Source organism: Mesorhizobium sp. BHbdii, assembly GCF_053848045.1.
Genome location: NZ_JBSPKX010000005.1, coordinates 321,412 through 336,077, shown reverse-complemented (window position 1 = coordinate 336,077; position 14,666 = coordinate 321,412). Strand labels below are relative to the sequence as shown.

16 protein-coding genes are annotated in these 14,666 nt (G+C 62.1%); 4 read left to right on the top strand and 12 right to left on the bottom strand.

The window, feature by feature from the left end; all coding sequences use genetic code 11:
• Window positions 1–27 precede the first annotated feature (27 nt).
• The gene (locus ACWTU8_RS25160) at window positions 28–339 is read left to right on the top strand and encodes a SelT/SelW/SelH family protein (RefSeq protein WP_065011235.1); all 312 of its coding nucleotides are present in this window, start codon (window positions 28–30) and stop codon (window positions 337–339) included.
• A 27-nt stretch (window positions 340–366) separates the two neighbouring features.
• Here the strand turns inward: ACWTU8_RS25160 and ACWTU8_RS25155 are convergent, their stop codons facing one another.
• Both ACWTU8_RS25155 and ACWTU8_RS25150 read right to left on the bottom strand, forming a co-directional pair.
• The gene (locus tag ACWTU8_RS25155) at window positions 367–846 is read right to left on the bottom strand and encodes an anthrone oxygenase family protein (protein ID WP_455850279.1); all 480 of its coding nucleotides are present in this window, start codon (window positions 844–846) and stop codon (window positions 367–369) included.
• 1 nt (window position 847) lies between these two features.
• On the bottom strand, window positions 848–1,681 hold the full coding sequence (locus tag ACWTU8_RS25150) for an NmrA family transcriptional regulator (RefSeq protein WP_455850278.1): 834 nt from the start codon (window positions 1,679–1,681) through the stop codon (window positions 848–850).
• A 113-nt stretch (window positions 1,682–1,794) separates the two neighbouring features.
• Here ACWTU8_RS25150 and ACWTU8_RS25145 point away from each other — a divergent pair, with 113 nt between their 5' ends.
• Window positions 1,795–2,436, top strand: a complete 642-nt coding sequence (locus ACWTU8_RS25145) for a TetR/AcrR family transcriptional regulator (protein WP_455850277.1) — start codon at window positions 1,795–1,797, stop codon at window positions 2,434–2,436.
• Between the two features lie 9 nt (window positions 2,437–2,445).
• Here the strand turns inward: ACWTU8_RS25145 and ACWTU8_RS25140 are convergent, their stop codons facing one another.
• Both ACWTU8_RS25140 and rpmE read right to left on the bottom strand, forming a co-directional pair.
• Window positions 2,446–2,964, bottom strand: coding sequence for a hypothetical protein (locus ACWTU8_RS25140; protein ID WP_455850276.1), 519 nt, complete (start codon window positions 2,962–2,964; stop codon window positions 2,446–2,448).
• 86 nt (window positions 2,965–3,050) lie between these two features.
• The gene (gene rpmE, locus ACWTU8_RS25135) at window positions 3,051–3,272 is read right to left on the bottom strand and encodes a 50S ribosomal protein L31 (RefSeq protein WP_065011237.1); all 222 of its coding nucleotides are present in this window, start codon (window positions 3,270–3,272) and stop codon (window positions 3,051–3,053) included.
• A gap of 203 nt (window positions 3,273–3,475) precedes the next feature.
• Here rpmE and ACWTU8_RS25130 point away from each other — a divergent pair, with 203 nt between their 5' ends.
• Window positions 3,476–5,278: an ABC transporter transmembrane domain-containing protein gene (locus ACWTU8_RS25130; RefSeq protein ID WP_455850275.1), complete on the top strand. Its 1,803-nt coding sequence runs from the start codon at window positions 3,476–3,478 to the stop codon at window positions 5,276–5,278.
• A 15-nt stretch (window positions 5,279–5,293) separates the two neighbouring features.
• Here ACWTU8_RS25130 and ACWTU8_RS25125 read toward each other — a convergent pair whose 3' ends face one another.
• Window positions 5,294–7,306, bottom strand: a complete 2,013-nt coding sequence (locus ACWTU8_RS25125) for a DUF3857 domain-containing protein (protein WP_455850390.1) — start codon at window positions 7,304–7,306, stop codon at window positions 5,294–5,296.
• Window positions 7,307–7,463: 157 nt separating this feature from the next.
• Window positions 7,464–8,948 (bottom strand): carboxypeptidase M32, encoded by a 1,485-nt coding sequence (locus ACWTU8_RS25120; RefSeq protein WP_455850274.1) that lies wholly within the window; start codon window positions 8,946–8,948, stop codon window positions 7,464–7,466.
• 186 nt (window positions 8,949–9,134) lie between these two features.
• Here ACWTU8_RS25120 and ACWTU8_RS25115 point away from each other — a divergent pair, with 186 nt between their 5' ends.
• On the top strand, window positions 9,135–9,479 hold the full coding sequence (locus ACWTU8_RS25115) for a DUF1304 domain-containing protein (protein ID WP_455850273.1): 345 nt from the start codon (window positions 9,135–9,137) through the stop codon (window positions 9,477–9,479).
• A 126-nt stretch (window positions 9,480–9,605) separates the two neighbouring features.
• On the opposite strand, the gene ACWTU8_RS25110 is transcribed toward ACWTU8_RS25115, so the two are convergent.
• The 6 genes from ACWTU8_RS25110 to efp form a co-directional block, all read right to left on the bottom strand.
• A complete protein-coding gene (locus ACWTU8_RS25110) occupies window positions 9,606–10,004 on the bottom strand; it encodes a hypothetical protein (RefSeq protein ID WP_455850272.1) in 399 nt (132 codons plus the stop codon).
• A 218-nt stretch (window positions 10,005–10,222) separates the two neighbouring features.
• Complete coding sequence (locus ACWTU8_RS25105; RefSeq protein WP_029348904.1) at window positions 10,223–11,254, bottom strand: peptidoglycan -binding protein; 1,032 nt, start codon at window positions 11,252–11,254, stop codon at window positions 10,223–10,225.
• Between the two features lies 1 nt (window position 11,255).
• Window positions 11,256–12,281 (bottom strand): MotA/TolQ/ExbB proton channel family protein, encoded by a 1,026-nt coding sequence (locus ACWTU8_RS25100; RefSeq protein ID WP_455850271.1) that lies wholly within the window; start codon window positions 12,279–12,281, stop codon window positions 11,256–11,258.
• A gap of 107 nt (window positions 12,282–12,388) precedes the next feature.
• A complete protein-coding gene (trhA, locus tag ACWTU8_RS25095) occupies window positions 12,389–13,081 on the bottom strand; it encodes a PAQR family membrane homeostasis protein TrhA (protein WP_455850270.1) in 693 nt (230 codons plus the stop codon).
• Window positions 13,082–13,188: 107 nt separating this feature from the next.
• A complete protein-coding gene (locus ACWTU8_RS25090) occupies window positions 13,189–13,989 on the bottom strand; it encodes an inositol monophosphatase family protein (protein ID WP_455850269.1) in 801 nt (266 codons plus the stop codon).
• Window positions 13,990–14,030: 41 nt separating this feature from the next.
• Entirely contained in the window at window positions 14,031–14,597 is a 567-nt protein-coding gene (gene efp, locus ACWTU8_RS25085; RefSeq protein WP_065011342.1) for an elongation factor P, read from the bottom strand.
• Window positions 14,598–14,666: the final 69 nt, after the last annotated feature.

The window sequence follows — 14,666 nt, the reverse complement described above, 5'->3', positions numbered from 1 at the left end:
GTCTGACATGAGCGAGCTCAGTCTGACATGACCCCACAGGCGCTGCCTCAGGTCCGCATCACCTATTGCACGCAGTGCCAGTGGCTGCTGCGGGCCGGCTGGATGGCGCAGGAGCTGCTCTCGACTTTCGGAACGGATCTGGGCGAGGTCACGCTGGTGCCGGGCACCGGCGGTATTTTCACCATTTCCTGCAACGACACGCTGGTCTGGGACCGCAAGCGCGACGGCGGCTTTCCCGACGCTGCAAGGCTTAAGCAACTGGTTCGCGACGTGATCGATCCGGATCGCCATCTCGGTCATGCCGATCGTAAGGGCCACAAGTCAAAAGACCCTGCCTGACGCAAGGTCTTTTATTACTGGCCTCATTCACCGCCACGCCACGATGAAGCAGCCCAGCGCCACGATGGCGGTAATGGTGCGGACGTGGTTCCACATCACCCAGTCCCTGAGATAGGTGGCCCACACGGCGGCGCCGTTGGCGCTTGCCGGATCGACGGCGGCCAGCGCGTTGTTGAGCGGCACGTTGAAGATCATGGTCACGATCAGGTTGCCGACGACATAGATCAGGGCGCCGGCGAGAAGCCAGAACGAACCCGGCTGATTCCAGCCGAGAATGGCGCCGACAACGAGGACGAGGCAGACCAGTCCGGTGCCGAAAAGCGCGGTCATGAACATCGGCGTCACCGCAGTGACGTTGATCGAATTCATGGCGGCGATGCCGCCCGCGGCAGGCATGCGGGCGAGGCCCGGCATGACGAAGCTGGAAAAGGCGAAGAAGACACCAGCGACGACGCCCGAGCCGAGCGCGGCTACGAAGGTTAGGATGGGGAGCAGTTTCATGATCATGTCAGTTGCTCCAGATGCCCGTAGCGGCGGTTTCGATTGCGTAGGCGGAGAAGTCCCTTGGCGCTCGGCCGAGCACGCGCTCGACGCCGTCGGCCAGCGCCTCGTTGCGGCCGTCGAGCACCTCGGTGAACAGTTCGTTGAGCAGCCAGGCAAACTCGGCCGGCAGCGCGTGCGCGGCGATTGCGGCGGCGAACTCGGCATGCGAAATTTGCTTGAAGCCGATGTTGCGGCCAGCTGCCTTGCCGATCTCGGCGACCGCCTCGGCGAAGCTCAGCAGCCGCGGCCCGGTCAGCTCGTAAAGCTGCCCGATATGACCTTGCCGGGTAAGCACCGTAACGGCGGCGTCGGCAATGTCCTCGGCGTCGACGAACGGTTCTCCGACATTGCCGACCGGTAGTGCCACTTCACCTGCAAGCAGCGGATCGAGCAAAAAACTCTCGCTGAAGTTCTGGGCAAACCAGGCGCAGCGCAGGATCGTCCAGTCGGCGCCTGAGGCTTTCAGCATCTCTTCGGCGCGTTGCGCTTCGGTTTCGCCACGCCCCGACAGCAGCACCAGCCGGCGCACACCGCGCTCCACGGCAAGGTTGGCGAAGGCGGCGACCGCTTCGGGGGCACCCGGCATCGCAAGATCGGGATAGTAGCTGATGTAGACGGCCCCGACACCATCAAGCGCGGGTTCCCAGGTCGTGTTGTTTTCCCAGTTGAAGGGCGGCGTGCCCGAGCGTGAGCAGATCCGCACTGGCAGGCTCTGCACCGTCAGCCGGTTTGCGAGACGACGGCCGGTCTTGCCGGTGCCGCCGAGGATTAAAGTCGGTTTCCGTACTGTGTCGATCATGGGTGATTTCCTTTGCTCACAAACATGAGTAATCCTCACGTTTGCAAAATGTGATAAACCCTCGTATTTTGCGAGTCAAGCCAATTTGTTGATCATTCGCTTAGGAGACAGTGATGGAAGGCTCGACCGTATCGGGTTCACAGGATGGCCACATCGCATCGCCGCGCCGGGCGCCAAGCCAGCAACGCAGCCGCGAACGGGTCGAACGGATGCTGGCCGCCGCCTCCGCTTTGATCGCCGAGCAAGGCAGCGATGCCATGCGCATGGGCGAAGTGGCGGAGCGGGCCGGCGTGTCGATCGGCTCGCTCTACCAGTTCTTTCCGGACAAGCGGGCGATCATCTGGGCGCTGGCCGAGCGCTACACCGCTGAAAGCCAGGCCTGCATCGCGGCAGCACTTGCCGAGGTTAGCGACGCGGAAGGGCTGCGGCGGGCGTTTTCCGAGCTGGTGGATATCTATTACGGGCTGTTCCTGGCGGAGCCGGTGATGCGTGACATCTGGTCGGGCACACAGGCCGACAAGGCGCTGCGGGAACTCGAGCTTGCCGACAGCCGGGCCAACGCCGAATTCCTCACGGCGGTGCTAAAACGGCTGCGGCCTGCCGCCGATCCGGCGGCGCTGGAAACGACGGCGTTTCTCATCTGGCAGATGGGCGAGGCCACCATGCGGCTGGCAATCTCGGTCGGGCGGCAAGAAGGCGACGACCTGGTCGCCGCCTATAAGCGGATGGCGCTGCGCGAACTGGTCGGCGAATAGAGCCGGAGACTACCGGCCGAAATAATCCCGTAGCATTTCCGTGCGCTCATCTTCCGCGCACATCGCCATGCGGCCGAGGCTGAACCGGCCTCTATGAAGGGCGACAACGGCCAATGCGCAGTTTACGGTCGGGTCGTCCGCCGAAACTGCCAGATCCCGCAAGGCCAATTCGAAAAGGATCTGCCACGCAGTTTTGTAGTGTGGTTCGATCCAATCCGGAACCGGCGGGTTCCGGTCGTAGGCCAATCGCGCTTCTTCGATCGTCGCGGCCAGACCGTAAGCTCCCCAATATACTGGAGTTTGGCCTTCGGAGATGCGAGCCAGTTCCACAACCGCGGCGTAAGATGCGTCTCCAACATCGCCCTGATGATGCAGTTCGTTCCAGAGCTCGTCCCAGACCGACTTGTCATCGTAGTGAACGGCCAGCCTTCGCAAGGCCGGTCGTGGATCATAAACGACCTTGTATCCGCCCGTGAGGCCGGACCATCGTTCATCGTTGAATGCTATCATGTCGCCGCCCTTCGCCAACCAGTCGACCCTCCTGTGCCGGGTGGCTCCAGTCAACAAAAAACCCGCCACGAGGGCGGGTTCTTGATCTGCGAAAAGTCTGCGGCTTAGAGGCCGAAACCTTCGAAACGCTTCTTGAACTTCGACAAGCGGCCGCCGCGGTCGAGCAGGGTCTGCTGGCCGCCGGTCCAGGCCGGATGGGTGGTCGGGTCGATGTCGAGGTTCATCGTGTCGCCCTCCTTGCCCCAGGTCGAACGGGTCATGTATTCGGTGCCGTCGGTCATGACGATCTTGATGGTGTGGTAGTCGGGATGGATGTCGGTCTTCATTGTGCTATTCCTGGTTCGCCGGCGCTGCTGACGGGCATAAAGCCTGCGTCGATGCGCCCCTTTTTAAAACTCGAAGCCGCAGCTATTGAGGAGCCACGGCTTTTAAAAACGGTCGGCGAGCCTATACATCAGCCGGAATTGAATCACAAGGCCGCGGCAAGCGCATATTAAGGCGCATACAAAAAGAGCCAGAGGAAACGGTCATGGCGCACACCAGCGGCGATGCAGACGAGCGTAGGCGCTCGCTCAAGCCGCTGCGGCGCCTGTTCCCCTATATCACCCGCTACCGGAAGATGGTCATTGGCGCGGTCGTCTCGCTGACCGTAGCGGCGGCGACGACGCTGGCGCTGCCGCTAGCCGTGCGGCGCATGATCGACCACGGCTTTTCAGCTTCCGATTCCAGTTTCATCGCAGAGTATTTCGCCATGCTGGTGGTGATGGCTGCCTTGCTCGCCGCGGCGTCGGCCAGCCGCTACTATTTCGTCATCACGCTGGGCGAGCGCGTCGTCGCCGACATCCGCAACGACGTGTTCCGCCATGTCACGACGCTGTCGCCGTCTTTCTTCGACACGGCCCAGTCGGGCGAGATTGTGTCGCGGCTCGCCGCCGACACAACGCAGGTCAAGTCGGCAGTCGGTGCCACCGCTTCGGTGGCGCTGCGCAATGTCATCCTGGGGCTCGGAGCCGTGGCGATGATGGTCTTCACCAGCCCGAAACTGTCGGGCCTCGTCATTGCCGCTATCCCGGTGATCGTGCTGCCGCTGGTCGCCTTCGGCCGCTCGGTGCGGCGCAAATCGCGGCTGGCGCAGGACACGCTGGCCGACGCGACGGCCTATGCCAGCGAGCAGATCGGCGCGGTGCGCACGCTGCAGGCCTTCACCAACGAGAAACTGGTCACCGGGAATTTTTCATCTGCCGTGGAAGCCGCGTTCGAGGCGGCGCGATCTTCGATCTTTGCCCGATCTTTCCTCACCTTCTTCGCCATCTTCATGATCTTTTCCTCGGTGGTGGCGGTGCTGTGGTTCGGATCGCGCGACGTGCTTGGCGGCACGCTGTCGCCGGGCACGCTCGGCCAATTCCTGCTCTATTCGGTGTTCGCCGCCGGCGCCCTCGGTGCGCTGTCGGAAGTGTGGGGCGAGCTTGCCCAGGCGGCGGGTGCTGCCGAACGGCTGACCGAGATCCTGGCCGAGAAGCCCGCGATCCAAGCCCCCGCGCATCCGAAACTACTGCCGGCGACGGCCGGAGGCGCAATAAGTTTCGACGACGTATCCTTCTCCTATCCGGCTGGGCCCGACCGCGCCGCCGTCCACGGTCTGAGTTTCCAGGTCAAGCCCGGCGAGACAGTGGCGATCGTCGGCCCGTCGGGCGCCGGCAAGAGCACCGTCTTTTCGTTGCTTCTGCGCTTCTATGACCCCGAGATCGGCAAGATCATGATCGACGGCGTTAATGTGCGCGAGGCCGATCCCGTCGCAATACGAGAGCGAATAGCCATCGTGCCGCAGGATGTCACCATCTTCGCGGCCAGCGCGCGTGACAATATCGGCTTCGGCCGTCCGGACGCCAGCCAGGCCGAGATCGAGGCGGCGGCGAAGGATGCGCTTGCCGACGAGTTCATCCTGAAGCTCGAGAAAGGCTATGACAGCGAGGTCGGCGAGCGCGGCGTGACCCTGTCCGGCGGCCAGCGCCAGCGCGTGGCGATTGCCCGCGCGATTCTGCGGGATGCGCCGATCCTTCTGCTCGACGAGGCGACCTCGGCACTCGACGCCGAAAGCGAGACGCTGGTGCAGACGGCGCTGGAGCGGCTGATGCAGGGCCGCACCACCATCGTTATCGCCCACCGTCTGGCGACGGTTCTGAAGGCCGACCGGATCCTCGTCATGGATGGCGGCTGCATCGTCGAGGAAGGCACCCATCAAAGCCTCGTTGCCAAGGGCGGTATCTATGCGCGGCTGGCCAAGCTGCAGTTCGAAACCGGGTCGAATGCTTTCAGAGGTGCCGCGGAGTAGGTCCTTCCACTGGCGTCAGTTCGCTTCGGCGTCCGAATAGGCGAAATTGTAGTTCCAAGCCGAGTTGTCGTTGATCTTCTTGAGGGATTTCAAATAAGGGCCGGTACTCTTGGCGGGAATCCGGTCATTGAGAGTCTTGAGAAACCAGTCGACCTGAAATTCGGTAGAGGTGCTCGTCCAACGAGCCTTGAATGCAACGTAGGGCGTAATCACGTCGTCATTGTCCTCAGGGCCTACGAAGTGGGCCTTCAAATTTCTGACGGTGCACCGGTGTCGTCGAAAGATCGGGCTGCCTAGCCAGATTGGCGCGCTCCTTTCGAGGAGGTCGGGCTCCGGCAAATATCTGATGCCGACATCCGATTTCAGAGCAAAGTCCTTGGAGAGGTTATCGGCATCGAGATCGCCTGCCGACAGATCGTAGGATTCGGTTACCGAAACCAGATTCTTGTCGCGGCTGTCGTTCGTCACCAGCGGCCCCAGGCTTTTCATTCCGGGATACTGGCGATTGTAATATTTGAGATAGTCGTCCGCGATCCTTGCCGCCGATTGCGAGACAAGCTTATAGCGCATGCTATCGGCATCTGCGCCCCAATAGGTCGTGGTGACGGTCAGTTTGAGCGGCTCGCCTTTGCGTTTGGGGAAATCGAATACCTCATTCACAAAGGTGGTCGGCTGGTAGAGCTCCTTTCGTTCTATCTTTTCCATTTCCGCCTTGTCGGCGACAATGGGCAGAGCAAAGCCGTAGTCGGGCGGTATAAGATTATCTGCCCTGCCTCCCTGCAGATAGTTGGTCGCGTCTATCCAGTAGATCTGGCTGTCGATGGCGACCTTCACGATAACATGGTCGAACGCCCTTATCGTCGGGAGTATCGCGGCGAGAGCAAGCCCTTCGTCAAGATCGGTGAGAGCCACGTCCGCGCGGATTCCCAGTCGCCGTAGGCTGGAGGCGAGAAGCAGCGCCTTGTCCTTGCAATCTCCGAAGCCGCTTGCCACCACGGTCGTCGGGCTGCGCGGGATATACGAACCACGGCCCATGGACAGGCTGACATAACGGATGTTGTCCTGGACCAACCGCATCACCTCAATCATCCTGTCTTCTGGCGCATCGTATTTCGCGGCAATGGCATCGAGCTTCGCTGCGAAATCTGCCGGCAGTTCCTGGTCGAGCCGATAGTACGGAAGAACCGTGTCGACGATATCTTGCCATTTAGACGTCGAAGAGATTTCGATGGATGGGTATGTGAGAAAGTCCGGCGGCAGATATTCCTGCGATTTCACCGGCGTCGGGTTGGCGCTTTGCCAAAGATAGGTCGTCGTTTCTCCGGTAGACTGGACATCCGGGCGTATGTCCGTCCTGACCTGTCGGACATTCAGGGGCTGCACCGTTGGCCACGTCACTCTTTTGCGGATCAAAGCGATTGGTTCGTCCCAGGCCACGGCAAAGGAATGGAAAAGAAGATCCGTGCCGATGATCGGAGTTCTGACCGTGGTCTTGCCATAATCGACGATGTCTCCGACCCGGACATCGTTGATGTTCAGGTAAGCGGTCAGCCAACCATCGAAGAGGCCCTTCTCCGCATCCCTCTCGCGCCGAAACACGTCGAACTCAGCATCGGAAAGATGCTGGATCACCACGCCGTCGCGAATGATGTCTATCCAGTTCACGGTGACCTCGGATGTCGCAGGATCGAATTCAAAACTTATGCTGGCGCCGCGTTCCAGGCCGGTGCGGTCGACGATCTTGTAGGCATAGCGGTCGAAGACCTCCAACCCGCCCGGGCGCTTCCGGATCTGATAATCCGACAGCAGGTTGGATATGCCGTTCTTGATCTGGCTGTCGAATTGCGGATCGGCCTTGGGAAGCGCGACTGGCTCGATCCAGTCGCCAACGCTGCCCTTGTGAACGGTTGTACCGGCCATGGCCGGCCAACAGACCGTGCAAATGACAATCAATACGGTGAGTCTTGCCAATATAGTAAGTCTTGCGGCCACTGTTGTCGCCGCCTGAAAGTGCCTTGCCCGCCCCATGCCCTGCACGTCCCCAGGTACAATCGAATGCCACTAGTGATAGAAAAGTAAATTGCGTCCTGCAAGGCAGGGTGGCTCGGCTAGGACCGAGAATGGTGAATCATCTTAGAGAACCCCAATGATCGGTCAGGTGGGATGGATGGGAGGGGGTGCCGTCCTATGCGCCGTAGCGCTTCTTCAGGTGATCGGTGAAATGCGCGGCGTTGAGTTTCTCGCTGGTGGCGCGTTCGAGCAGGTCGGGCGTCGACCAGCGCGAACCTTGCGACCAGATCCTTTCGCGGCGCCAGTCGTTGATCGCCGCGAAATTTCCCGTGGCGAGGTCTTCGTCGGCCGAAGGATGGTCTCTGGTCAGCGCCGCCCATTGCTGCGCCGCCATCATTGCGCCCAGCGTATAGGACGGGAAATAGCCGAAGGCGGCACCCGGCCAGTGCACGTCCTGCATCGGCCCGTCGGCCGGGTTGTCGATGGTCGACAGGCCGAGATAGTCGCGCATCTTGGTGTCCCAAGCCTCGGGCAGGTCGGCGGCCTCCAGCCGCCCCGAGACAAGCTCCTGCTCCAGCTCGTAGCGCAGGATGACGTGCAGCGGATATGTGACCTCGTCGGCGTCGACGCGGATCAGCCCGCGCTCGATCCTATGAACATGCGGCAGGATGTCGTCGATCGACCAGGTCTCGCCCAGGTGCCGTTCGACCACCGGCAGCGCCCAGCGCCAGAATTCGGGGTTGCGGCCGATCTGCTTTTCGACGAACAGGCTCTGGCTTTCATGCACGGCCATGCCGCGCGCCTTGCCAAGCGGCCAGTGCGCCCATGCCTTCGGCAGGTTCTGTTCGTAAAGCGCATGGCCGGTCTCGTGCAGCACTCCCATCAGTGCCGACAGGAAGTCGGAGGTCTTGTAGCGGGTGGTGATGCGCGCGTCGCTCGGCACGCCGCCACAGAACGGATGATGCGAAACCGAAAGCGAGCCGTGGGTGAGGTCGAAGCCGACCGCCGCCATCATGGCGAGGCCAAGCTCGCGCTGCTTTTCGATCGCGTAGCTGCCCGAAAGCGGCTTCAGAGGGTTTTTCGCCAGCCGCTCTTCCTGCACGGCCAGTGCCTCCGGCACGAAATCCCTAAGGAAGGTCTTCAGCTCGGCGAAGACCGGCGTGATGTCGGCGGCGCGGTTGCCGGGATCGTACTGCTCCATCAGCGCGTCGTAGGGATCGAGGCCGAGCACGTCGGCGCGAAGTGCTGCTTCCTCGCGCACTAGCGCCACGACGCCTTCAAGAGCCGGCAAAAATCCTGCCCAGTCGTTTTTCGCCCGCAGGTCGCGCCAGAGCTGCTCGGAGCGCATGCGCGCGGTCGTTTGGCGCTCGACGAATTCAACCGGCAGGCAGGTCAGGTTGGTATACTGCCGCCGGAACTCCTTGACCGCTGCCTGCTGTTCTTCGTTCAGCGTTTCCTGCTCGGCCGCAGCGATCCAGTGGGCGATCTCCGGCGCGGTCGCTCTGGCGTGATGCATGCCGGCCAGCGCCGACATCGCCTCGGCGCGCTTTTCGCCGCCGCCCACGGCCATATGGGTCGCCTCGTCGGCGCCGAGAATGGCGAGCGCATGCTCCAGCGCTTCGAGCTTGTGACCGAGGTCGTCGAGTTTTTGAAAGGACATGGTGGGTTCCGCTGAATTTGAACGGCGGGAAAAGATACCAATGCGCGGGCATTGGCAACCCAGAAGGCCGTCGGCGAAGGGCACATTGGTTGCTAGCTGAATGCACGCCGCAATGCGTCTTGCGGGAGCGGTGGCGTGCGTGATCAATATCGCAAGGCGGCGCCGTGCCGCGACGGGAGATGAAGCATGATCGCCAACGTGCTGGTCGGGTTGGTGGCGCTGATCCACCTCTACATCGTCTATCTGGAGATGGTGCTGTGGAATACGCCACGCGGCCACAAGGCTGACGCCGGAATTCGCCAGCGCATCGAAAGTGCTTGCGGCCAACCAGGGCTTTACAACGGCTTTCTCGCAGCCGGGCTGATCTGGGGGCTTTACCTCGGCGAGGCCGGTTTCCAGATCAAGGTGTTTTTCCTGCTCTGCGTCGCCATCGCCGGCCTCTACGGCGCGGCGACGGTCGATAGGAAAATCCTCTACATCCAGACTCTACCGGCAGTGCTGGCGCTGATCGTACTTTGGCTGGGCGCATGACCCCGAAAAATCGGAATCAATTTTCGGAGCACGGCTCTTGCTGCGCGGGCCTTCGGTGCGCAACGGACATGCGCAAAATCAAAGGATCATTCGCAAGATCGAACTGCGGCGCTGTAATGGAGGGTTTCAGCCGTTTGGATATTTTGGGCCGTAGCCGTTCGGATAATATCCGCCACCGCCGCCGCTGCCGATGAGGAAGGCGCTGCCGGTGGCAGCCCGCAGCTTCTGACTCACATGATCGAGCTGCGCCAGCAACTGCTGACATTGCGTGGTCGGCATCGTCCCATCTCGCGCGGCCCTCTGCGCGGCCCGATCAAGGTGAGCGACCTGCGTGCGCAAGTCACGCGCCTCGTCCGGCTTGATCCCGTTGGCCTGCATCGCGGCCCGTATACCGGTATCCACGCTCTCTATCTGGTTTATCAAAGCTGTCTCACGCGGGCTGGCGTAGGCGCCAGCAAACGGAACGGTGACGAGAGGTGCCGCGAGCGTTGCAGTCCTGAGGGTTTCGGGAGTGAAAGAGCGCATGGTTGCGTCTCCTTTTACTGGGGAAGGCTGCGGTTGGGACGCCACCTTCCGGCCGTGGGCCGTCGGTTCCGTCGCGTCGCGATGGATGGTTCCACCGCCGGCCCCGTGACAGAGCCTAGGAGCGGTCCTCGGCAAAGTGAAGTCAAAAAAGGTAATCTTTCAGGCCTTGCTAGCCCGCATTGGCGCCCTAAATGCGGCCGCCGCTGGAGCCGGGACGATCAGCGCTCGGTCAGTTTCAGCTCGATGCGGCGGTTCTTGTTGCGTGCATCTTCGGTGTCGGCGGGGTCGAGCGGCTGGAATTCACCGAAGCCGGCCGCAACCAGCCGGTTGGCCGGCACGCCGTTTTCGATCAGGAACTTCACCACCGAGGTCGAGCGCGCCGTCGACAATTCCCAATTGTCGCGGTAGCGGCCGGTGCCCGATAGCGGCTTGTCATCGGTGTGGCCGTCGACGCGCAGTACCCAGTTGATCTCCGGCGGGATCTCCTTCTGCAGGTCGATAATGGCGTCGGCGAGCTTCTTCATCTCGTCCTTGCCGGCATCGTTGATCACTTCGGAGCCTGTCGGGAAAAGCACTTCCGACTGGAAGACGAAGCGGTCGCCGACGATGCGGATGTTCTCGCGATCGGCGAGGATCTCGCGCAAGCGCCCGAAGAAGTCGGACCGATAGCGGTTCAGTTCCTGCACCCGTTGCGCCAGCGCGACGTTCAGGCGGCGGCCGAGATCGGCGATCTTGGTGTTGGACTCGCGGTCGCGCGTTTCGGATACGTTGAGCGCTTCTTCGAGCGCTCCGATCTGCCTGCGCAGCGCCGCGATCTGCTGGTTGAGGATTTCGACCTGGCTCAGCGCCTGCTGGCTTATCTGGCGCTGGTTGTCGAGTTCACCAGAAAGCGCCGTGGCGCGCTGGTTGGCCGCGTCGCCGGCACCGGCGCCTTGCGCCAGCAATTGCTCGAGCCGGCTCTTTTCCGCCTCCGACGCCGACAGCGACGCCTGCAAATTGGCGAGCGAATCTTCCTTGTCCTGCGTCGTCGAGCGCTCCAGCGCCAGAAGCTGGGTCAGTTCGTTTATCTGCAAGTTGAGGCGGTTGAGTACCGTGTCCTTGCCGGAGATTTCGCGGCCGAGCAGGAACTGCGCCAGCACGAATACGGTGAGCAGGAACATGATCGCCAGCAGCAACGTCGACAGCGCGTCGACGAAGCCTGGCCAGTAATCGATACGGCGATCGGTACGCCGGCTCCTGGCGAGAGCCATGCTAATGGACTCCGGTCTTCTTCAGGGCGTCGGCGATCTTCTCCAGCGTATTGCGCATAGCCTTCTGCTCGTCCGACTGGGCCTCGACCCAGTCGCGCATGATCTGCTGCTCCGAGCGCATGTTCTTGACCAGGCCCGAAATGCCGTCGGCAAGGTTGGCCATGGCGGTGGCGACACGCGGATTGGCGCCGCCGCCGCTTTCCTGCATGCTGCGCAGTCTTTCCGACAGGACGCGGATCTCGTCGGAGGACTCGGCCTTTGGCGGTTCGGCGACGACGATGTCGGACGACAGGTCGGTGACCGAGGACAGCCAGTTTTCGAGCTCGGTGTAGAAGCGTGTCTGGGCGCGGCCAGCCTGCAGGTCGAGGAAGCCGAGCACCAGGGAACCGGACAGGCCAAACAGCGACGACGAGAAGGCGGTGCCCATGCCGGCGAGCGGCGCGGAAAGCCCCTGCTTCAGCGATTCGAGCACGGCGGCGGCATCGCCGGAGCCGGGATCGAGCGAGTCAATAGTTTCGCGGATCGAGCCGATCGTGTTGAGCAGGCCCCAGAAGGTGCCGAGCAGGCCAAGGAACACCAGCAGCCCGACAAGATAGCGCGAGGTGTCGCGGCTTTCGTCGAGGCGGGTGGCGATCGAATCGAGCATGGTGCGCATCGAGCTGGTCGAGAAGGCGATCGTCGACGAGCGGCCGATCATCGCCTTCATCGGCGCCAGCAGCACCGGTTCGGTGATTTCGGAGCCGGCCCGAAATGAGTTGACCCAGCGCACTTCGCGAAACAGCCGGCCGACCTGCACGAAGGCCAGCAGGATGCCGACCGCAAGCACGCCGATGATCAGGCCGTTGAGACCGGGATTGGTGGCAAAGGCGGTCGAGATCTGACGGGTCAGGATGGCGGCGATGAAGGCGACGATCATCAGGAAGATGACCATGGTCAGCAGAAAAACCTGCGGGCTCGACAATTTGTGCGGGTCGTACATCAGGACGTCGGAGCGTCTGCCCACGCCGAAGGATTTGAGAAAAGCCATCCGTGCCCCGTTTCCGATGCCGTCAATTCACGTTTGACGGCGACTCTAAACGCAATTGTGACCAAATTGAATGGCGCTTGGCAATATTGCCGGCCGGACCATTGGCGTCAGAGTCGGTTGATGACCAGGCAGTCGACCATGGCGGCAAGATGCAGGCCGGCGCCGGTGACGACAAAGCCGTGCCACAGCGCATTGTGGAAGCGCAGGCCCTTCCAGGCGAAGAAGATGACGCCGCAGGAATAGACGATGCCGCCGGCAACAATCAGCGCGATCGATGTCGTCGGCAATGTCTGGACCAGCGGCTCGACAAGAACGATGCCGCTCCAGCCGATCGCAAGATAGAAGACGATCGCCAGCCGGTCGAAGCGGCCGGGAAGAAGCACTTTGATGGCGATGCCGATCGCTGCCGCGAGCCAGACCAGGACGATCATCGAGATGGCCAGCGGCGAGCCGTCGAGCTGGGCGAGGAAAGGCGTGTAGGTCGCGGCGATCAGCAGATAGATCGCGGCATGATCGAAGCGCCGCAATATCCACTTGGCCGGCGACGACACCGGCCACAGGTTATAGGCCAGCGACACCGACAGCACGGTGAGCAGCGAAACCACGTAGAAAGCGGCGGCGATATATTCGCCCGGACCGGCATGGAAGGAGGCCAGCGCCAGCAGCGCCGAGCCGGCGGCAATGGCGAGCATGATGCCCACCGCATGGACGATGCCGTCGGCGATCATTTCGGCGCGCGAATAATGCCAGCGTCCCATGAAGGGGATTTCGATCCGGGATTCGGGGCCGATATGCGTCATGAATGATCCTGCATCCCCTTATCTGGGCGGATGCGGGGCAGTATTTCAAGCGTTGGTTGCGGTTTTGCGACTGCGGCGGTTCAGCGCGCCAAGTCCGCTAGCTAGAGCTAGCGCGGCGTCACCGGCTTCCTGACGACCTTCAACAGCGCACGCTGGATGATCTCGTTGCCGGCGACGATCGAGCCGCCATCCAGCATGTTCTGCCCGCCGGCGAAGTCGGAGATGAAGCCGCCTGCCTCGCGGATCAGCAGGATGCCGGCGGCGACGTCCCAGGCCGACAGGCCGGTTTCCCAGAATCCGTCCATGCGGCCGGCAGCGACGTAGGCGAGATCGAGCGACGCGGAGCCGAGGCGGCGCACGCCCGAGACTTCGGCCATCACGTTGCGCAGCTCGACCAGGAAATTGCCATGCTGACCGCGGCCGAGATGCGGCACTCCGCAGCCGATCACCGCGTCGATCAGCTTGGTGCGGCCGGCGACCCGCAACCGGCGGTCGTTCATAAAGGCGCCGCCGCCGCGCTCGGCAGTGTAGAGTTCGTCCATCGCCGGATTGTAGACGACGCCGGCGACGATCTGGCCCTGACGCTCCAGCGCGATCGAGATGGCGAAGAGCGGAATGCCGTGCAGGAAATTGGTGGTGCCGTCGAGCGGATCGACGATCCAGCGGTGCTGGCCGTCGTCGCCTTCGATCAGGCCGCGCTCCTCCATCAGGAAGGCGTAGCCCGGCCGCGCCTTCGACAGCTCGGTGAAAAGGATGTCTTCGGCCTTGCGGTCGGCCTGGCTGACATAGTCGCCCGGCCCCTTCATCGAGACCTGCAGGTTCTGGACTTCGCCGAAATCGCGCGACAGCGAGCGGCCGGCCTTCATGGCGGCCTGGACCATTACATTGAGGATCGCGGAACGCGCCATTGTACTTTTTCCTGCTGCGCTTCTTCCTGCTGCCGGGCGCTTTAGTCGGCGCGGCGCACGTAAGTGATTTCGTTGGTGTCGACGATGATACGTTCGCCCGACCCGATGAACGGCGGCACCAGCACGCGGATGCCGTTCTCCAGCATCGCCGGCTTATAGGATGAGGCGGCCGTCTGACCCTTCACCACTGGATCGGCCTCGGTGATGGTCAGCGTCACCTGGTCGGGCAGTGAAATGCCGATCGGCCTTTCATCATAGAGCTGGACCGTCACCATCATGCCGTCCTGCAGGAAGGCGGCGCGATCGCCGACGAAATCCTTTTGCAGTTCAAGCTGCTCGTAGCTTTCGGTGTCCATGAACACCAGCGCTTCGCCCTGCTCGTAGAGGTAGGAGAAATCCTTCATCTCCAGCCGGATCTGTTCGACGGTTTCGGCGGAGCGGAAACGCTCATTAAGCTTGGTGCCGTTGATCAGATTCTTCAGCTCGACTTGGTTATAGGCGCCGCCCTTGCCGGGCTTGACGGTGTTGGTCCTGACCGCCACCCATAGGCCGCCATCATGTTCGATGACGTTGCCGGGACGGATTTCGTTGCCATTGATCTTGGCCATGATGATGTGATCCGGAATGAGATATTCGCGACGAAAGCGATTTGGCGCCTCCAAGACCACAAATCGCCA